Annotated in this window: 16 protein-coding genes; 10 read left to right on the forward strand and 6 right to left on the reverse strand. The window is 57.3% G+C overall.

The window, feature by feature from the left end:
- Nucleotides 1-2 precede the first annotated feature (2 nt).
- Genes CH262_RS20290 through CH262_RS20305 form a run of 4 tightly spaced genes read right to left on the reverse strand, consistent with a single transcriptional unit; the run spans nucleotide 3 to nucleotide 3,617 of the window.
- Nucleotides 3-1,085: a glycosyltransferase gene (locus CH262_RS20290; protein WP_094718281.1), complete on the reverse strand. Its 1,083-nt coding sequence runs from the start codon at nucleotides 1,083-1,085 to the stop codon at nucleotides 3-5.
- Between the two features lie 17 nt (nucleotides 1,086-1,102).
- The gene (locus CH262_RS20295) at nucleotides 1,103-1,648 is read right to left on the reverse strand and encodes an acyltransferase (RefSeq protein ID WP_057474320.1); all 546 of its coding nucleotides are present in this window, start codon (nucleotides 1,646-1,648) and stop codon (nucleotides 1,103-1,105) included.
- Nucleotides 1,645-2,619, reverse strand: coding sequence for a GDP-mannose 4,6-dehydratase (locus CH262_RS20300; RefSeq protein WP_094718282.1), 975 nt, complete (start codon nucleotides 2,617-2,619; stop codon nucleotides 1,645-1,647). The genes CH262_RS20295 and CH262_RS20300 overlap by 4 nt, the downstream gene beginning before the upstream one ends.
- Entirely contained in the window at nucleotides 2,616-3,617 is a 1,002-nt protein-coding gene (locus tag CH262_RS20305) for a GDP-mannose 4,6-dehydratase (protein ID WP_094718283.1), read from the reverse strand. Before CH262_RS20305 ends, CH262_RS20300 begins: the two co-directional genes overlap by 4 nt.
- Nucleotides 3,618-3,866: 249 nt before the next feature.
- Between CH262_RS20305 and CH262_RS20310 the strand changes: the two genes are divergently transcribed.
- A complete protein-coding gene (locus CH262_RS20310) occupies nucleotides 3,867-5,180 on the forward strand; it encodes a polysaccharide biosynthesis tyrosine autokinase (RefSeq protein WP_094718284.1) in 1,314 nt (437 codons plus the stop codon).
- A gap of 55 nt (nucleotides 5,181-5,235) precedes the next feature.
- On the opposite strand, the gene CH262_RS20315 is transcribed toward CH262_RS20310, so the two are convergent.
- Complete coding sequence (locus tag CH262_RS20315; RefSeq protein ID WP_094718285.1) at nucleotides 5,236-5,805, reverse strand: acyltransferase; 570 nt, start codon at nucleotides 5,803-5,805, stop codon at nucleotides 5,236-5,238.
- A gap of 221 nt (nucleotides 5,806-6,026) precedes the next feature.
- Here CH262_RS20315 and CH262_RS20320 point away from each other — a divergent pair, with 221 nt between their 5' ends.
- The 9 genes from CH262_RS20320 (at nucleotide 6,027) to CH262_RS20360 (ending at nucleotide 18,308) form a co-directional block, all read left to right on the forward strand.
- On the forward strand, nucleotides 6,027-7,130 hold the full coding sequence (locus CH262_RS20320; protein WP_179275060.1) for a glycosyltransferase: 1,104 nt from the start codon (nucleotides 6,027-6,029) through the stop codon (nucleotides 7,128-7,130).
- A 370-nt stretch (nucleotides 7,131-7,500) separates the two neighbouring features.
- Nucleotides 7,501-8,820, forward strand: coding sequence for a UDP-glucose dehydrogenase family protein (locus CH262_RS20325; protein WP_094718287.1), 1,320 nt, complete (start codon nucleotides 7,501-7,503; stop codon nucleotides 8,818-8,820).
- A gap of 491 nt (nucleotides 8,821-9,311) precedes the next feature.
- The gene (locus tag CH262_RS20330) at nucleotides 9,312-10,820 is read left to right on the forward strand and encodes a sugar transferase (RefSeq protein ID WP_094718288.1); all 1,509 of its coding nucleotides are present in this window, start codon (nucleotides 9,312-9,314) and stop codon (nucleotides 10,818-10,820) included.
- On the forward strand, nucleotides 10,820-11,998 hold the full coding sequence (locus CH262_RS20335; RefSeq protein ID WP_094718289.1) for a glycosyltransferase: 1,179 nt from the start codon (nucleotides 10,820-10,822) through the stop codon (nucleotides 11,996-11,998). Before CH262_RS20330 ends, CH262_RS20335 begins: the two co-directional genes overlap by 1 nt.
- 6 nt (nucleotides 11,999-12,004) lie before the next feature.
- A complete protein-coding gene (locus CH262_RS28460) occupies nucleotides 12,005-13,258 on the forward strand; it encodes a lipopolysaccharide biosynthesis protein (protein ID WP_094718290.1) in 1,254 nt (417 codons plus the stop codon).
- A 307-nt stretch (nucleotides 13,259-13,565) separates the two neighbouring features.
- Nucleotides 13,566-14,345: a glycosyltransferase gene (locus CH262_RS28465; protein ID WP_179275061.1), complete on the forward strand. Its 780-nt coding sequence runs from the start codon at nucleotides 13,566-13,568 to the stop codon at nucleotides 14,343-14,345.
- A 27-nt stretch (nucleotides 14,346-14,372) separates the two neighbouring features.
- Nucleotides 14,373-15,554, forward strand: coding sequence for a glycosyltransferase family 4 protein (locus CH262_RS20350; RefSeq protein ID WP_179275062.1), 1,182 nt, complete (start codon nucleotides 14,373-14,375; stop codon nucleotides 15,552-15,554).
- Between the two features lie 121 nt (nucleotides 15,555-15,675).
- Nucleotides 15,676-17,202 (forward strand): hypothetical protein, encoded by a 1,527-nt coding sequence (locus CH262_RS20355; RefSeq protein ID WP_143547142.1) that lies wholly within the window; start codon nucleotides 15,676-15,678, stop codon nucleotides 17,200-17,202.
- Nucleotides 17,199-18,308 carry a glycosyltransferase family 4 protein gene (locus CH262_RS20360; protein ID WP_094718294.1) on the forward strand — a complete coding sequence of 370 codons (1,110 nt, stop codon included), beginning with the start codon at nucleotides 17,199-17,201 and terminating at the stop codon, nucleotides 18,306-18,308. Before CH262_RS20355 ends, CH262_RS20360 begins: the two co-directional genes overlap by 4 nt.
- Here the strand turns inward: CH262_RS20360 and CH262_RS20365 are convergent.
- On the reverse strand, nucleotides 18,299-19,192 hold the full coding sequence (locus tag CH262_RS20365; RefSeq protein ID WP_094718295.1) for a glycosyltransferase family A protein: 894 nt from the start codon (nucleotides 19,190-19,192) through the stop codon (nucleotides 18,299-18,301). The genes CH262_RS20360 and CH262_RS20365 overlap by 10 nt on opposite strands.
- Nucleotides 19,193-19,204: the final 12 nt, after the last annotated feature.

A 19,204-nucleotide genomic window follows, 5' to 3' on the forward strand; every position in this document is an offset into this window, starting at 1 on the left:
GGCTACAGGTCTGCCCAGGCGTCGAGGAAGGGCTGTGCGCACCGGTCGATGGTGCGGGCCTGCCGTAGTGTGCGAACTTCGGCCTCACTGGCAAGGAGCTGGCCCTCGTCACAGATGATCGAATTCGCCTTGGCCGCAATGGCGTCGATGCCGCCCTCGACTCCGATCGCCCCGCCTTCGGACGCGGTCTCCACCAACGAGCCGTCGAGAATGCAGATGATCGGGGTGTTGTAGGCGAACGAGCGGGACACCGCACTCGATGCGGCCCATACCTTTCCGTACGGATTGTCCTTGGAGTACGGCACGATCAAGAAGCGGAAGGAGGCGAAAAAGGCATCTTCTTTCTCGTCGTTGACCTCGCCCAGAACCTGCACGCCCTCGGTGGCGGGCAGCGTGTCGGTGCCGCGTCCGGCCACCACGATTCCGATCGAATCATCGAGTTGCTCGCGCAGCCGGCCGATGAGCTCGAATCCCTTGCCCTTGTAGACGTGGCCGAACATGCCCACGGCGGCAGGTCGTTCGGCCAGCGGGGGCAGCTCGCCGCGCGCCGGTACGAAAATACGCGAGGCCACCGCGGTGGAACCGGTCATCTGCATGCCCACGTTGTCGGCACCGATGCTCGTGAGCGCGAACAGGGTGCGGCCCCTCGTGGCTCGACGCTGCAGTGCCGCGATCAGGGGTCGGGTGGGGTAATGCACGGCGTGATGCAGTAGCCGAAATCGATAGAGCAGCTTGGTCTTGAACGGCCACCACGCCGGGTTGGGGGCGTCGTGCACCGTCGAGGTCACCGGGATACGGCGGGGGAGCCACGAGGCCCAGAACGTCGAGATCGATCCGGCGCTCTGCTCGAAGTGCACGATTACGGGGCCGCGCTTCTCGGCCGCGAGCACCGAGGCACGCACTGCACGGACGTTGGTGAGGACGTCGCGGACGGTCTCGGCACCGTCGGTGGCGATGCGGTACTCGATCACTTCGAGGAAGTGATCGCGGACCGAATCGAGGAAGTCGTCGGCATAGTCGCCCACACCGCTTCGGCCTGCGGACGGGGCGATGTAGACGAGTCGGGTCTCGGCGAGGGGAGCCATGATCTTCTGCCTTCTCGTCAGTACAGCAGGGGTCGAAAGACAGGGTGGTAGTCCAGAGTCGATGTGCGGGTTCCGACAACTTTGGCGGGGATCCCGGCCACGATCTCCATATCTGCGACGGACTTTCGCACCAGTGAACATCCGCCGACGACGGCGCCGTCGCCGATGGTCAACCCCTGAAGGATGGTGGCCCTGCTGGCGATCCAGGCGTGATGGCCGATCCGGACAGGACCGAGCTCTATCGCGAAGTCGTCACTGTGGACGAGGTGTTGGCCGGTGATGATATGCACGTCGGACGCCAGCACCACACTGTTCTCGAGGCTGAGGCCGCCGCGGGCGTCGAGCATGCAGTCGAATCCGATGGAACAGTTGTCTCCGATCACGAGGCGATCGATACCCAGCACCGTCGTGCCCATCATGATCGAAGTGTTGGTCCCGATCGTGGCTCCGAACCTCCGGAGAAATGTCTGCCGGATCCAATGCGAGGGGATACGGGTGATAGCCCAGTTGAAGATCCGCTCGCCGAACTGTGTCCTGCGACTGCTCTCATAGACATCGGTCATCGCAACTGCCCCTCGATCAGCGCCAGGTCGTGTTCGACCATCGCGGCGACGACATCGGCAAATCGTTTGGTGGGCTCCCACCCCAGCTCTGCCTTGGCTTTGCTTGCGTCGCCCACCATTTCCGCAGACTCCGCGGGCCTGCCGAACGCGTCGGAGGTGGTGACGAAGGAGTGCCAGTCTTCGATCCCCGCGGCATGGAATGCGGCCGCGACGAACTCTCGTACAGAATGGGCTTCGCCGGTGGCGATGACGAAGTCACCACCGGTCTCGTGTCCGGCCATACGCAGCGCCGCATCCACATAGTCGGGGGCCCACCCCCAGTCGCGACGAGCATCGAGATTTCCCAGTTCCAGAGTCGACTGGTGGCCGTGCGCAATGGCCGCTGCTGCTGCGGTGATCTTGCGTGTCACGAAACGATGTGGCCGAAGAGTGGATTCGTGGTTGTAGAAGATTGCGTTGCTGGCCCGCAGGCCCCGGGCGCGATACATCTGCACGATGTGGTGGCTGAACGCCTTGGTTGCTCCATAGGGGGAAAGTGGGGCGATAGCTGTGTTTTCGTCCTGCGGAGAGGACGGGGTTCCGGCAAATATCTCTGCGCTCGAGGCATTGACCAGAACGCGGTCTATGCCGGTCGTGTTCTGTAGATCCAGTAGTGAGTCGATGATTGCAACAATCGACTGTCCGTTCACAGCCGTGGTCTCGATCGGATGGCTCCATGAATACGCAACCGAGGATATTCCGGCGAAATGAAACACCAAGTCTGGTTCGGTGTCATAAACAATCCGACGGCATGCATTTTCGTTGCGTAGTTCGACTTCGACGACGGAAAGTCCGCAAATATCGTCTATATCCGAGTGGTCGGTTTCCGGCTGCACGGTGCCGATTACTTCGTATTCGAGTTCCGTAAGTCGCCGGGCCAAAATGTTGCCGTCCTGTCCGGCGACGCCGGTGATGAGTGCGCGGGGGCTCACCGGAGGGCCGGCCCCTCGGCGCGCTCGGCGCGCAGCAGTTCCAGATCGCTACGGACCATGAGCCCCACGAGGTCCGGGAAATCCAGGGTGGGCTTCCAACCGAGGACGCTGCGTGCTTTGGTGGCGTCCCCGATCAGAAGGTCGACTTCGGCGGGGCGCATGAAGGCGGGGTCGACGTGGACTTTGGCTGTCCAGTCGTCGATGCCGACTGCGGCGAATGCGTGGTCTAGTAGCTCACGAATGGAGTGGGTTTCACCGGTGGAGATGACGTAGTCGTCGGCGTGGTCTTGTTGGAGCATCAGCCACATGGCTTCGACGTAGTCGCCTGCGAAGCCCCAGTCGCGTTTGGCGTCGAGGTTGCCCAGGGCGATGTTCTCCTGTAGTCCCATCGAGATGCGGGCGACGGCCATCGAGACTTTGCGGGTGACGAATTCCGGTCCGCGGCGGGGTGATTCGTGGTTGAACAGGATGCCCGAGCTGGCGTGCAGTCCGTAGGATTCGCGGTAGTTGATGGTCATGTAGTGCCCGTAGACCTTGGCTACGCCGTAGGGGCTGCGCGGCCAGAGCAGGGTGTGTTCGTTCTGCGGTACCTGTTGGACTTTGCCGAACATCTCACTGCTCGATGCCTGGTAGAACCGCACGTGTTTGCCGGAGCTGTCCTGGTAGAAGCGCAGTGCCTCGAGCACGTTGAGTACGCCGCCTGCGGTGACGTCGGTGGTGAGACGCGCGTTCTCCCAGGAATACGCGACGAAGGAGATTGCGCCGAGGTTGTAGACCTCGTCGGGTTGGGCGTCGCTGAAGGCGCGCATCAGTGACGACAGGTCCAGTAGGTTGCCGGAGAGGATTTCCACGAACGGGTGCGATTTCTCCAGTAACGTTCGCTTTGGATTGTTTTGGCCCTGTACCAAACCGTAGACCTTGTATCCCTTGGAGTGGAGGAGCTCTGATAGGTACAGCCCGTCCTGTCCGGTGATTCCGGTTATCAACGCACTCTTCATGCTCGCCTCTCGCGCCCTGATGTATCCGCCCCGACGGCTGGCTTATCTTTTCACGTACACGTCGTTCGCGTGCAGTGAACGCAGTGGTGTGAAAATTAGTTAGCGCATACGAAATGAATGTCATCGACATCGTCGATAATCCTCGGAATGGATGTTGGTTCTGCGCGTGGGGTGAAACAAGATCTACTATTCGACCTTGGTGGTACCGCCCGGTGTCACGTGTGAAGGATTCGGCAGGAGCGCTTCGCGTTGGACATCCGTGAGTACCTGAGGATTTGGCGGTCGCGCTGGGTTTCGATAGGCGTTACCGTTGCCGTCGCGGTGCTCGGGGCTGCCACTGCCAGCGCTCTCAGCACGCCTCTGTACCAGGCATCGACACAGTTGTTCGTCGGTGCCGCGGGTGGGGCATCGGCGAGCGAGGCTTACCAGAACAATCTTTTCGCCAAGGAACGCGTCACCTCTTACGCGAGCCTCGCTGCCGGGAAACAGGTGGCGCAGCGAACGATCGACACCCTCGACTTGGATATGAGTGCCGATGAGCTAATGGAGCGCGTGACGGCTACTCCGGTCCCTGACTCGGTCCTGCTCGACCTGTCGGTCCTGGATTCCGATGCCGACAGAGCGGCGGACCTGGCCAATTCCGTTGCCGAGCAAACTAGTCGGTTGGTGTCCGAATTGGAGGGTTCGGAGGGTGAAGGGTCTCCGGCAGCGGCCACGGTGGTCCAGTCAGCCGCCGTACCGACGAGCCCAGTCTCGCCCCTGTGGGGCCGAAATATCCTGATCGGTCTCGTCGGCGGCCTGTTTTTGGGTCTGATCGTGTCGGTGCTCCGCGACCGCCTCGACGTCTCCGTCAACGACCGGACGCGACTCGGTGATTCGGTCTCGTGCCCGGTGGTCGGCGGGATTCCGTTCGTCAAGATCAAGAAGAGCGCCACCCCGGTGTTGTTCGGCGACAAGTACATCGAGGCGTCGGAGGCCCTGCGAGAACTGAGGACCAACCTGCAGTTCCTCGGTATCGACAATCCGCCACGTTCGATGGTGATCACCAGTGCCGAGGACGGTGCGGGAAAAACTGTCACCGCGGTCGGTCTCGGCGTCGCACTGGGCGAGGCCGGGCACTCGGTGATTCTGGTCGACGCCGATCTACGTAAGGCTCAGCTCGCTCGTCACCTGGGGGTGATGTCCGATGTGGGACTGTCGAGCATATTGACTCATCAGGTGAGCGCGAACCAGGCGATCGCAACGTCGACGCACGAGAACGTGCATGTGATGCCCGCCGGGGTTGTTCCCCCCAACCCCAGTGAACTGCTCAGCACTCCCACGTTTCGCAAGTTGATCAGGGACCTGTCCGGGCTGTACGACTTCGTGTTGATCGACTCCCCGGCCGCCCTCCGCTACACCGACGCGGCGTTGCTGGCTGCTGCGTGCGACGGGGCAGTGCTGCTCGCGCGAAGTGGGCGGACCAGAACGACCGACTTGGCGAAGGTGACGGAAAAGATGGGAATGGTCGACGCAACAGTGCTGGGTGCGGTTCTGGTCGGATCGAAGAGCAGGGATCGCTGACTATATGGCGTCGGCGGACGCCAATCATCCGGTTGGCCTCACGTGTCCCCGGCCCTCAATACAGAAGGGGCCGATAGTCGGGGTGGTAGCGAAGTTCGGACCGGCGAACACCCAAGTGCGCGGCGGGTACACCGCCCACTATCTCCATGGGAGCGACGTCATTTCGCACCAAAGCGCAGGCAGCAACCACGGCACCGGGGCCGATGTGAACTCCGTCGGTGACGGTCGCACGACTGGCAACCCACGCGTGGTGCTCGATGTGGATAGGTGACCACAGGGCTTTGAAGTCGTCGGAGTGCACGTCGTGGTGGCCACCGACGACATGAACGTCGCTGGCGAGTACCACGTCATTGTCGATGGTGAGGCCGCCCCGGGCGTCGAGTAGGCAACGGAAGCCGATGGAGCAGTTGCTTCCGATGACGAGTTTGCGGATGCCGTGAACCCGGGTGCCCATCATGATCGACGAGCTACTGCCGATCCGAGTTCCGAACGCCCGCAACCAGTTCTGTCGAATCCAGTGCGACGGGATCTGCGTAACCAGAAGATTGAACAGACGCTCGCCGATCTGCTCGCGGGCCGATGTCGTTTCGGTGTCGAACACGATCTTTTCCCGGGACCTCGTCATGGCTGTCCTTTCGTGGGCATCTTCTGCACCTTAACGGACAGTGGGGCAGGAGTGTCCCTGCCCGACAACAGCATCCGAAAACAAGCAACGAGTACTCGAATGCCGCGAGTAAAAGACATCAAGATTCCAATATATTTCTGCGTTACGCTCGCGCAATTGGTGTAATGATGCGACGATACCGTTCAACAAGTAAAGAGCTACTCCCGCCAGCAGGAGACATCATGCCCGCTCGACTACTCCGAGTTCTTCATGTCTCCGAGGCGTTCGGTGGTGGTGTGCGCACCGCGATGGTGAATTACGTCCTTGGAACCCCGGAGTTCGAGCACTCGATGGTCCTGCGACTTCGGGCGGGGCACGAGACCGTCGAGGTGCCCGAAGATGTTGACGTGGAGTATGTTTCAGGTGGACTGATCGATTTCTTCAAGGCAGCATTGCGTGCTGTCGACCAGGGTGACTACGACATCGTGCACCTGCATTCGAGCTATGCCGGCGTGCTTCGCGCGTTTCTCCCCAAAAACGTGCGCATTGTCTACACGCCGCACTGCTACGTGATGGAGGCGAAAAAAGCTGCCTATCGCACAGTCACCTACAGAATGGTCGAGAAGGCGCTCGCGCAGCGCCCGCAGCTGTTGATGGCCGTCTCACCTCGAGAAGCCGCGATCGGGCTGTCGTTGAGGCCGTCCATGCACGCCGAAATTGTCGAGAACGTCGCAGTGGCGCTGCCTGTTCCGTTCACCAAAGCGCATCGCAACAGTGCCAAGCCGATCATCACGATGGTCGGCCGAATCATGGCGCAGAAGGATCCGTTCTTCTTCGCAGACGTGGCCAGGCAATTGGGCACCGAACGCTTTCGTTTCATGTGGATCGGCGACGGTGACGACGACGGCCGGCTCGCACTGGAAGAGGCCGGCGTCGAAGTCACCGGATGGCTACCTTCCGCCGACGTCTGGGACGCGCTGGAGATCACCGACCTCTACCTCCACACGGCTGCATGGGAGGGTGGCCCACTGTCCACGCTGGAGGCAGCGGATGCCGGGTGTCCGTTGCTCGCCCGCACCATCCCCAGCATGGAGTCGCTCGGGTATCCGCTTGCAGGCACCGAATCCGAGGCCGTTGCCTCCTCGGTCGAACGGTTCTTCGCCGACCCGGCCTATCGGGAGGATGTGTCGATGACGAGCCGCCAGATCGCCCGCAACGCATCGCTCGAGAACTTGGGCCGCAATCTCGCTCACATGTACGGACGCGCGATGGTCGAGTTGAAGCCGCGCACCGTGCGTGCCGAGCGTGAACACCGCCGCGTCGAACGCACCGCGGCCATCAGCTGATCCCTGTGTTGAGGAGTATTGCCCTGCGGGACTCGTAAGCGAAGACACGCGGATCTGTGGCAGTCGACGTGGCGGTCCATCTCTGATGCGCTCGCTTCTTTTTGCAAAGTCACGTTCCGCAGCATGGTTACTCGGTTTCGACAGTCAGGTGAACGTTTGTCTGCACGGAACGAAGGCGTTCGAATCGACTTCTCGCACGTCGAAACCCGGTAGTTGAGTGGTGAACTGCTCATCAACGCCAAGACCACCGGCGCAGTTACCAAGTGCGATGGGCTCAGTGAGGTAGCCCGCGGCTCGAGTATCGGCGGGCCTGATCCGTGTCTACTATTCGCTTGTAAAGCATCAGTAAGACCGACGGGGAACGGACAGCATGCGAATCACAGTCTTTGGTACCGGCTACCTCGGTGCCACGCACGCCGCCTGCATGGCCGAACTCGGCCACGAGGTACTGGGCGTCGACGTGGACCCGGCCAAGCTCGCGAAGCTCGAAGCCGGCGAGGTTCCGTTTTGGGAGCCCGGTCTCGAAGAGGTGCTGCAGCGCAACATCGCGGCCGGTCGCTTGCGCTTCACTGCGTCCTACCAGGAAGCCGCGGACTTCGCGGAGGTTCACTTCCTCGGTGTCGGCACTCCCCAGAAGAAGGGGGAATTCGCGGCCGACATGAAATTCGTCGACTCGGTCATCGAGACGCTCGCGCCGTTGCTCACCAAGCCCGCCGTGATCTTCGGTAAATCGACCGTTCCCGTCGGCACCGCCGAGCGGCTCGGCCACATGGCCCGCGAACTGGCCCCGGCCGGCGACGGCGTCGAGGTCGCCTGGAACCCTGAGTTCCTTCGCGAGGGCTACGCAGTCAAAGACACTCTGCACCCGGATCGTCTGGTGCTGGGTGTCGATCGCCAGCGGCCGGGCAGGGCGGAGGAGCTGGCCCGCGAGGTCTACGCCCAGCTGCTCGACGAGCAGATTCCGTTCCTGGTGACGGACTTAGCCACGGCCGAGCTGGTCAAGGCCTCGGCCAATGCGTTCCTGGCCACCAAGATCTCGTTCATCAATGCCATTGCCGAGGTGTGCGAGGCAGCCGGAGCAGACGTGACCGTCCTCGCCGACGCGATCGGCCACGACGAGCGCATCGGCCGCAAGTTCCTGAACGCGGGTATCGGCTTCGGTGGTGGCTGTCTGCCGAAGGACATCCGGGCGTTCATGGCCAGGGCTGGCGAGCTCGGTGCCGATCAGGCTCTGACGTTCCTCCGTGAGGTCGACAACATCAACATGCGGCGACGCACCCGCATGGTCGAGTTGGCCCGTGAGGCGTGCGGCTCGCTACTCGGTGCCCGGGTGGCTGTGCTCGGCGCGGCCTTCAAGCCCGACTCCGACGACGTTCGTGATTCACCGGCTCTGAACGTGGCAGGTCAGATCCAGCTCCAGGGTGCAACGGTCAACGTGTACGACCCGAAGGCCATGGAGAACTCCCGGGCGCTGTTCCCCACGCTGACCTATAACAACACCGCTCTCGAGGCCTGCGAGGGTGCAGACGTGGTGCTGGTGCTGACGGAGTGGCAAGAGTTCAAGGCTCTGGTGCCCAGCGACCTGGACGGCGTGGTGCGCAGCAAGAAGCTGATCGATGGTCGCAACTGCTTGGACCCGGAGCAGTGGCGTGTGGCGGGTTGGAACTACCGAGGCTTAGGTCGTCCCTGAGCTCGACCAGGCAATTCGATCGCACAATTCATTCGATGGAATGAATTGTCGGCCAGTTGCGTCTGTAGGTATCTGTAATTCGCATTAACGCACACCGACCACGAGGCGAACGTATTGCTTTGCACTCATCGACTAGTGTTGATGTTTGTTAAAAGCGGTCTCGGCCCCAATTGGCGGGTAAATCACCCGACAAACAACCCGGAACACTGTGAGTGGTCACCAAAGTGCGTCGATCGTGCTCGTGTGTAACGTTTTTGGACCTCGTGGCGGTTACACCTTGGAAGTCCCAGTCACCCGTTTCGCCTAGTCAGCGTATGTGTGGTAAACCGAACGGGCGCTGTTATTTATCTGTGATCTGCGCCGCTCGCGTGGTGCTACTGATAGCAGCGTGGGACTATTTCAATTCGATACCAGTCGCTTTCCAGATTGGTTCGGATGTCAGACCAGCGTCCACCGGGGGTGGTCGCAGACGCGCAGAAGGAGGGGAGCAGGTGGCATCTGTCGGGGCGGCACCACGCTCACTCTGGGGATCCTCGCGGTCCGGGGAGTTGAAGACTCGCAAGCTGACATCGCGGCATGTGTGGGAACGTCAGTACATCGCCCGTCTTAGGGTGACCGACGGGTTGGCAGTGGTCCTGGCCGTTGCCCTCGCCCAGTTCGTACGGTTCGGAGGGGTCGAGATGTCGGGCTTCACGAACTCTGTGATCTACACGGGTGTATCAGCCGCACTCGCCGGCCTGTGGCTCGCGTTTCTAGCCATCTTCCGAACCCGGTCGACGCGGGTGATCGGCGACGGTGCCGAGGAGTACCGCCGCATTGTGTCGGCCACCTTCCGGCTCTTCGGTGTTATCGCGATCATCTCCCTTCTGTTCCGTATCGACTTTGCCCGCCTATACCTGGCCATCGCGCTTCCCGTGGGATTGGTGGCGTTGCTCGTCAGTCGCTGGCTGTGGCGAAAGGTTGTCACTCGACTCCGCAGCGAAGACAAGTACAAGACGTCGGTGCTGATCGTCGGAAGCCGCTCAGCTGCGGTCTCGATGGCCGAGTCGTTCGAGCGTTCGCCGTCCTCGGGCTACGCGGTGGTAGGAATGTGCATGCCCGGCTACGAGGTGCCGAGTGACGGAATCGTTCACGTCGAAGGTGCCGACATCCCGGTACTCGGTAGTGAGCGAGACGTCCTCGCCGCGATCGACGAGTGCGGTGCCGACACTGTTGCGGTGACAGCCACCGAACACCTCGGCCATAGGGGCATTCGCAAGATGATCTGGGACCTGGAGAAGAAAAATGTCGATCTTGTGGTCGCGCCCGGCGTCGTCGACGTGGCCGGCCCTCGCTTGGTGATGCGGCCGGTCGCAGGGTTCCCGCTACTCCACGTCGAGAAGCCTCAGTACAACGGCGCGACGCGATTCAGCAAGGTCGCCTTCGATCTGACGTTCGCGGCACTGGTTCTGGTGTTGATCTCGCCGGTGCTACTTGCAGTAGCGATTGCTGTGAAGCTCACCAGTCGTGGACCGGTGTTCTACAACTCGGAGCGGATGGGCATCGACGGCAAACCGTTCTCGATGATCAAGTTCCGCAGCATGACCATCGATGCGGACCAGCAGGTGGCGCATCTGCTCGACCGGAACGAGGGTGCCGGTGGAGTGCTGTTCAAGATGCGGAACGATCCGCGGGTAACACCGGTCGGCAAGATCTTGCGCCGCTTCAGCCTCGATGAGCTTCCCCAGTTCATCAACGTGCTCAGGCGCGAGATGAGCGTCGTTGGTCCGAGGCCGCCACTGCGCCGCGAGGTGGAAACCTATAACGGTGACGTTCGTCGTCGCTTGCTGGTCAAGCCGGGGGTAACAGGGCTGTGGCAGGTCAGTGGACGATCCGACTTGTCGTGGGAAGAGACTGTGCGACTGGATCTTTCGTACGTTGAGAACTGGTCGATGGTGGGGGACCTTCTGATCATTGCCAAGACACTTAAGGCAGTAACCCGCAGCGACGGTGCGTATTGATGGAAGAACAACTTCATGGAGACCTCACTGGTCGGTCCCCTAGAGCGATCCTCCTACTTTCTACGGCCAATTTTGATGCCGCAGTCTGGACTAATAAGCAATTTCTTGCGAGCAAATTAGCTGCAGACAGGAAAGTCTACTATGTCAACTCGTTAGGTCTACGTGCGCCGGGCTTAAATCGAGCTGACGCAATCCGTGCGCTCAAGTCATTAACTTCACGAATCAAGCGAACAAAACCAGGGTCAGAAATTCGCGCGACTGAAGTCGAGACCCCCAACTTGACAGTAATTAACCCTACGGTATTACCTTTTCACAAGTACCGTATAATCAGAATGCTCAACCGGAAACTATTGCTTCGACAACTGCATCGGCGTGTGCCGCAGATGAGGGAGGCAGTCCTATGGACATTCAGTCCGATGACTTACGGTTTAGAGCAACAAACAGCTTCGACTGTTTATCACAGTGTTGATCTTTTGCACACCTTAGATAGAGTTCCAGAAGGGACGCTACTCTCAGCTGAGCGTCGATTATTGCGGCACGCCTCCCACTCTATTGCAAGCAGCTCGGGTGTCTTGCAGCATCTGGCTACCATGGGCGCTCTAAAACCACAACTCTGGGAAAATGTTGCTGATGTGACGTTATTCGACAGACCGGAACTGGAGCGCTCAGAAATTGCAATTTTCGCAGGCAATCTGACACCCCAGAAAATCGATATAAACCTCTTGTGGGGTGTTGTGGCGCGTGGAATTGACCTAGTTATTGCGGGCCCGATAGATATCGATGGGACTAGCGATTCCCGAATAGACGAGCTACTCGCGGATCCAAATGTAAAGTATCTCGGGCGACTGACCCAACAGGAACTGGCTCTGCAGATGAATCGTTGCACAGTAGGCTTGATACCGTACACACTGAACGACTATACGGCAGGTGTTTTTCCGCTGAAGGTATATGAGTACCTCGCAGCCGGACTTCATGTGGTTGCGACGCCTTTACCAAGTCTGCAGCAGCACTCTGAGGAAGTGCAACTAACCTCCGGTGAGGCACCATTTGTGAATGCTGTAGCTGCAAATTTGAAAGTCGCAGATCCAGACACCATTGAGAGTCGTAAGCGATCTGCGCGCGACCATTCGTGGGAATCGCGAATGGCCGCAGTCCGATCGCTTCTAGACGGACTTTGAGAAGAGATGCCCAAAACACGCCGACTGAGTGAGTACCGAAACTATGCCAAAAGCTTAATTGCTTACAGTCTAAACCCAGTTGTGGGACTGGTTACCGGCCCAATACTCGCTCATTCATTGGGGCCGGACGGACGCGGGCAACTAGCGGCTATACTTCAACCACTAACTTTGGCCGATTCGTTCGCAGCAATTGGAATCCCGACGGCAGTTGTCTACTTTATCGCGCAGCGATACGACCGTGCGATCGTTTCTAGATTGGCGTACCGCGGCGTCGCATTCACGTCGATCTCAGTCTACTGTGTGCTAACTATCTACGCCACACGAATCGCCCAGGCGCAGAATATAGGAATTAGTTTGGTCTTGCTTGCCTGGCTATCTGTCATATTTGCTGCACTGGCGAGCGTACGGCGCGCGAAACATGCAGCAGTCAGTAATTGGCGGGTATTGGATGCGGAACGCATGATATCGGCATGCCTCAGGCTCGTGACAATAGCGGGATTAGGAATAGGATCCGTTGATCAGCTGTCACCATTCGTTGCCGCATACCTACTTTCCGGTATTTGTGCATATTCAGTACTCGTCACTCCGACGCCCGGATTGCAGAAGAATTTCGGACGTCCAATAAGTACAGCTAAGTTCGCCAAGTTTTCCGGAGTTACTGCACTATCGACGATAGCGCTGGCCGCGAGTAATAGGCTCGATCAGGCAGTGCTACCAATCGCCATCTCAAGTCGAGAACTGGGCTTATATGCTGTAGCCGTAACTTTGGCAGAAATACCGCTGATTGCGGCAACGGTAAGTTCCCGAAACATGCTTTCGGCTAGCGCCACCGAACGCGGAACGTCTAAACTACGTCAAACGCTAGGCATGAGTGTCGCTGCGGTGGGCGTGTGTGCCGTAGCTATATCCATGGCGGGGTCGTATATCGTTTCTTTACTTTTTGGATCGGAATTCTCAGATTCCGCAGAACTCTTGAGGATTCTATTAATCGGCACTGTATTCACGTCAATCAGCAGCGTTCTCGCTGCCTACATTACAGGTCAAGGATACCCACTATCCGCCGCTTCAATCTTCGGGGCTAACGTGATATTTCTATTTTTCGCATACATTTCAAAATGGGGGGAGATAAATGCTCAGTACGCCGCGAGTGTGTCATCTGCTTCGCAGATTGTCTCGACGTCCGTAGGCATTGTGTTGGTACTTCGGACGGTTAGAAAGCGGCGCCAAGCACAATCACTAATTCCCGTAGGAAGAGGTTAATATGTCGGGAACACAGGGCACAAATGTCGCGATCGCACATGACTATCTCGTGCAGTTTGGCGGGGCTGAGCGAGTTGTCCAGTCATGGGTTGACGCGTGGCCACGTGCTTCTGTGTCGACGCTTGCTTACTTACCTGATCGTACATACGGAACCTTCAGGTCGGCTCAAATTAACGTCAGGCTGACGAGCCAATTCGCGGCGGCGCACGTCGATGCACTACTTCCACTACTTCCGGTATTAAGTAAGGGGTTTGTAATACCAGGTGACGCAGACATCGCATTAATATCCACATCCGGTTTCGCGCACATGTTCAAATTCTGCGGACCAAAAGTAGTGTACTTTCACAGTCCAGCCCGTTGGCTCTATGAATCTTCACTGTACAAGCAGGGTTTGACGCGGGCAAAAAGAATTGCACTTACCGCATCGACACCGCATCTGCGTCGATACGACAAGTTGGTAAAAGATAGCAGAACCAACGTAGTAGCGAACAGTCGGGTTACGCAGGCGCGGATTTGGCGAGCATATGGCATCAATTCAGAGGTTATCAACCCGCCGGTGCGAGAAATTAGAGAATCCTACGAAACGCTGTCGAGGACGTTGCCAGACAACTTCCTCCTATGCGTCGCACGAGCGCGGGGGTACAAAAACGTCGAGTTAGCGGTGCGCGCAGCGAGACGGGCCGGAATAACGCTCGTAGTTGCCGGAACGGGTACTGAGTCACTAGGTGACAGCCCTGACTTGCGCGGTATGGGTCGGGTCTCGGATGGACAACTTCGTTCGCTTTACAGGGCAGCTTCGGCAGTGCTTTTGACCGGGGACGAAGATTTTGGGCTTACAGGACCTGAAGCAAATTTGGAGGGAACGCCATCGGTTGCGGTGCCGAAAGGTGGATACCTTGAGACGGTGACTGAGGGTGAGAACGGATACCTGTCAACAGAAGAAACTCCAGAATCCCTATCTGACGCAATTCATCAAGTTCTAGACCATGAATGGCCCAACCTCGCAGATTACGCACGCAAAAGGTTCTCTCTATCGACGCATGTCGCTAAGATTGAGGAGCAATTTCGAAGTTTGATTCGGCAGTAGGTGCGAATGAGGGTAGGGCGGAACACTGTGACTTCACATCAGTATGGCGCGGCAGGTTGGCAGAATTACGAATGGCATATTTTACCGCGGGGTGACCGAATTATCGAAGCGAACGGGTCCGCCGTACTACGGGTGTGTCGTGAGTTGATCAAAGCCAGCCATTCCTGTGGTAACCAAGCCGAACTTATAGCGGACCGGAATCTCAAACATGACGGTTATGGCTGTGAGGGAAAAATAGAATACCGCAAATTCAGGGACAGTAAGCTGGGTTCCATTCTCGGAGTCATATTGATCTTTTTACGCTTACGGGGTTACCGAGACGGATTCAAACTGAAATTAACGAGTCCAGGCAAGCTACCGAGTCGTGTATATGTTCACAACCGACCCTGGGTTGGCCGAGAACTGCGAAGAACCCTTCCTGATTCGCAGCTTATCTTGTATCTACATAACGTCACCATGGCGGGAACTCCTAGTTACGTAATCCGTTCGATGCTCGCGCAGTATGATTCTGTCGTTTGCGTCAGCGACTACCTCCGTAGTGAGTTAATCAAACGATCCAATGCATCTGAAACAGATCAACAACGAATTTTTACGGTTAGAAACTCTGTGGATGCTGCGTTATATGACTTGGAACCCAACGTAATTCGGGACATTCTGTACGTTGGTCGCGTTATTCCGCAAAAGGGACTTCATGTCTTGCTGCAGGCTCTCGCCGCTGACGAACTGTCAGAGACAAAATTGTTGGTGGTGGGCGGGAGTTCCTTTCTTAGCCACACCGCGTCGGAATACGAGTTAGCTTGCAGAACCTATGCCGACCGGCATGGCCTACAGGTTGAATTTGTCGGCCCAATGCCGCCAGCGTCGATTCCGTCAGTAATGGCGAGTTGCCGAATAGTCGCTATTCCGTCGTCGTGGGATGATCCATGCCCGCTTGTGGTACTGGAGGCGATGGCCAGTCCCGCCGCGGTGCTGGCTACGAAGTCCGGGGGTATCCCGGAATTAGGTGACGTTACACAGGGGTTGCTGATTGTGGAGAAGAACTCGCCAGCACACCTGCGGGAAGCCATCCGAGAATTGCTGCAAAACGACTGCGCATGGCGGGCACCGGGTCGATTGGGCCAGCTCGCAGTACGCAGAAGAACTTGGATTGATGCATACCGGGAGCTCAACTACAGATTGGCACCAGCCACGGACAGTGCAGAAGGCTAGCAAATGATCTCAACGAATGCGCAAATAGCTGGTCTGCGCGATATGGACGGGATGCGGGCCGAACTTTCTATCATTGACATCCGAATAACGGATGCCCGGAGATCGAGCAGAGGAGCACGCAGTGCGATCGAGTAATTCTAAGCTGCGTGAAGAGCAGATAAAATTGTCAGGTAACGTCAGACGGCTCAATCCCGCGTATGGGAACCACAGCTTACAGAGCTTGGTCATTAGTTTATCGGCGCTTTTAACGGTATTTATGCTATTGTTCGTTATCGTCACCGGGGCTGAGTTGGTTTCTATGGTGCCCTGGGTAGTTCTTGTTTTGGCCATGGTTGTTGGAACCTGGTCACTGCGCCACCTGCGGGCCCAGCGATTTGATTACAGAAATCGCAGCACAATTCTGCCGGCAATTATTGGTTTCTCGATAATACCAATTGTTGTCGTGCCTGTACTGACCCAAACAAGTGGTCAAACTCGATCCAAGCTGTCAAACTCAGGAATTGTGCGTGCCTACGACTTGGATAGCAATCTCGCGCCGATACTAATTTTGTCTGCGTCAGTATTACTGGCGGCTACGGGCGCGATGGTAGGTGGCAAAATCGGTGGGTCTAAAATGCGGACCAGTTTCGGATTTGGCCAATCTTTCCTCGCGCAGAATAAGGAGAGAGTGAGATTAACGCATAGCGTCTTTTTAGTGGCCGGCCTGTTAGGTGCAGTGGTCTCTCGATTCGTCGGAGTTGGTTCGGTTGCGGAGCGGGGCACGGTTCAGGGGGCAGGTGTAACCGTCATGATTGGTTGGTGTCTTCCACTGGCTATAGCAATGGGCTTTAGCTATCGACATTTCGGCGATCGTTGGCGGTTGGTTGCGAGTTTTGTCGGATTGGGCCTACTCGTGTCAGGCGATGTTAGGAGCCCCATTCTTCTCGTCTTCATTGGAATCGTAGTCGGCGCGGTTTTCCCAATTCAGGTAGACGGAATCCCGACGTCAAGATGGTCGGAAAAGACACGGACAGCGGTTCTACTGTTCGCCGCTGTGTCGACTGCTCTGGTGAGCGCATTCATCTCAAGTTGGCGCGGCGTACGCATTCGAAATGAAGACAAGTCTGTCTGGGGCGTTGCGAACGATGTGCTTGGTGACCCGCTTAATTATATCGCGCTGAGCGGGTTGGACAGCTACGACGGCATTAGACTGGCAATTGCAGCAGCAAAAGCGAACTATGAATCGTCTATTTTCGATCCGCTAAAGGGGGTAGTTAATTTGATTCCCAGGAGTATCTATCCCGATAAGGAAGCCTGGTTGGGAAACGAACTCACCCTGAAAATGCTTGGCTGGCAAAAGGGCGGCATTTTTCTGTCGGGCGTGGGATACGTTTTAGTTCTGTCAGGTTCAATTGTAGTAGCGTTAGCAATTATCTGGGTCATCGGGGCGATACTCGGTTTTATCGAATCCCGTGCGGGTACAAACATGATGGCGGTGACGCTCACCGCGTATTTTTCCGTTCGCTTCCTGATGGGCGGCGATGCGTTTGACATACAGCATGTTTTGATGCTTGCCATAGCCTGCTTTATCGTAGGTGCAGTTTCGAGGGTCGTGTACGCAGTGGCTCAAACCGGTGAATACCGATTCACGATGAAGGGTGCGCTGTGAGGATCACCAGTTTCATCAGTTCTGGCGTCCGTGGTGGCGCGGAGACGTATCTGGAGGCGCTCGCCGTAGGCATGGGTGCCGAAGGCTCCAGGTTCCGCATCGTCGGAAGTTTGCCGCCTGAGGTGGCGATTGGGGTCCCCAAAACCGAAGCTCGAATCGGACCGAAGTGGTCCAAAAGTACGCTAATCCGATCTCTAAAGTCAGCCCGATCGGAGCGTTCCGAGTACCTTCGGGCAGCCGAGGTGCGCGATGCGGATGTATTTCATTGTCAGTATAAGCGTGAGCAAATTTTGCTGTCTAGGAGTCTGTCCCGCACTGCTCCGGTGGTGTGGACTGAACACGGGGAGTTTCTCGGTGGCGGAGCTGGATGGATACTGGGTCTGCTTTACCGAAGGGCATCGCGACATGTTTCTACGGTGATTTGTGTTTCCGAATCCGTCAGAAGTTCGCTGGAGCTGAAGGTCGGCGTTGATCCTAAGAAGTTGACCACTATTGAAAACTCGGTTCACACTCGGTTTTTTCAGAACGACAGTCCGGAAAGGGCAACCAATTTATACTCAAGATATGACAGCGGGGGTGAGATCCAGCTCGTGGTCGTCAGCCGTCTCGAGTACTCTAAAGGGGTGGATAGGGCAATAGATGCCTTGGGTTACCTGCCCGATAATTTTAAGCTAACCGTCGTCGGCGAAGGTGCGTTCGCGAATCAACTCAAGTCCAAAGCCAGGGAGTTCGGGGGTCGTGTCAAATTTACTGGATATTTGTCTGACACGAAAATGGCTTACAGCAATGCAGATTTATTCCTTTGCCTATCTAGGCCTGAGGCGCGAGAAGGGGTACCGATCAGCATACTCGAAGCAGCAGCTTCAGGTTTGCATCTAATTGTTTCAGAAGATTCAGGCTTGAAATCGTGGTGTGCGGCTAACGGAATACTTACCGTTCGTCCTGACCCAGCCATAATCGCGGATTTGATTCGTAGCCAATGCGGCAATCCCGATTCCGGTATTTCAGCATCTAGGGCGCTAGCAAAAAGTAGAAGATCTGATTCTTGGCTAGCAGAGCACATTCGGGTCTTTGGCAACGCAGTGGCAGGTCGTGTTCACGAGTAGCCCTCAATGACGTCCCCGGACTGATGTGTCTTGAATGGCGCACGCAGAGCGGGCCAGAGTTCGAAGTGATCGAAAACGTTCCGGAAGAGTTGATTGTTTACTCCCTGTTCAACGTTTACTGCTCGGAGAGATATGCTCTGTGCGCGCCTTATAACTGGGAAGTCGCCAGACGTGTTAGAAATCTTCATCGCGAGCGTGCCGTTGAGCAGCTGCATCGCTTTGAACCATATGTCATCGGCAGACGGGCAGAGCGCTTTGATTAGGTTGTGGTCTTGTGTGACTGATGGCAGCGACGAGGGAGGATAGAGTATTCCGCCGTTTCCCGTTAGGAAGATTCTCTCGGATGGTGTTGACGTGTCAGCCCTTGGCCAGGATGCGTACGGAGCAAGGTCGTTCCTACTGCCAAGAATTGTAGTTCCGCGATGCCCCAAGATGGCGTATGGGTTCCGGCGATGAGAGATGACGAGTTGCTCAAGCCAGTGTTTCGGATACAGGACATCGTCGTCGGCGGTTATGATCGTTGAATGCTGATTCTCTGTTAGCGTCGGAAGTAGTTTATTGTAACTCTTCAAATTCTGTTCAATCTGCTTAAAGGTCACACCGCGTTCCTTAAGCGCTTCGAGCTCCCGAGGAAGAGGCCCTGTGGTCTCATCCTTTGCCAAGTTTACTATGATGCCGTCAGGCTTAACTGTTTGGCGCAGTAGCGTCTTGATTGTCAACTCTGCGGACCGAAAGCGGGGCGGAAACGTGGTCATGCTTACCAGTATCTGGTCTTGACGGGGCGGGTGGTTAGTCCTATCTGTGTCATCCAGCCCCATGCGGGCTCTGGTCAGTGCCCGCCCGTCGGTCACCACTCTCCGCACAGCTGTGGGGGTTATCTTCATCGCAGTACCTTA

The organism is Rhodococcus sp. 05-2255-1e, assembly GCF_002259025.1.
Taxonomy (GTDB): Bacteria; Actinomycetota; Actinomycetes; order Mycobacteriales; family Mycobacteriaceae; genus Rhodococcoides; species Rhodococcoides fascians.

Coding starts and splice junctions, on each gene's coding strand:
- CH262_RS20335 (WP_094718289.1), top strand. CDS start 10,820: ATGGAAGAACAACTTCATGGAGACCTCACTGGTCGGTCCCCTAGAGCG.
- CH262_RS20295 (WP_057474320.1), bottom strand. CDS start 1,648: ATGACCGATGTCTATGAGAGCAGTCGCAGGACACAGTTCGGCGAGCGG.
- CH262_RS28465 (WP_179275061.1), top strand. CDS start 13,566: ATGTTCAAATTCTGCGGACCAAAAGTAGTGTACTTTCACAGTCCAGCC.
- CH262_RS20305 (WP_094718283.1), bottom strand. CDS start 3,617: ATGAAGAGTGCGTTGATAACCGGAATCACCGGACAGGACGGGCTGTAC.
- CH262_RS20315 (WP_094718285.1), bottom strand. CDS start 5,805: ATGACGAGGTCCCGGGAAAAGATCGTGTTCGACACCGAAACGACATCG.
- CH262_RS28460 (WP_094718290.1), top strand. CDS start 12,005: ATGCCCAAAACACGCCGACTGAGTGAGTACCGAAACTATGCCAAAAGC.
- CH262_RS20290 (WP_094718281.1), bottom strand. CDS start 1,085: ATGGCTCCCCTCGCCGAGACCCGACTCGTCTACATCGCCCCGTCCGCA.
- CH262_RS20365 (WP_094718295.1), bottom strand. CDS start 19,192: ATGAAGATAACCCCCACAGCTGTGCGGAGAGTGGTGACCGACGGGCGG.
- CH262_RS20325 (WP_094718287.1), top strand. CDS start 7,501: ATGCGAATCACAGTCTTTGGTACCGGCTACCTCGGTGCCACGCACGCC.
- CH262_RS20320 (WP_179275060.1), top strand. CDS start 6,027: ATGCCCGCTCGACTACTCCGAGTTCTTCATGTCTCCGAGGCGTTCGGT.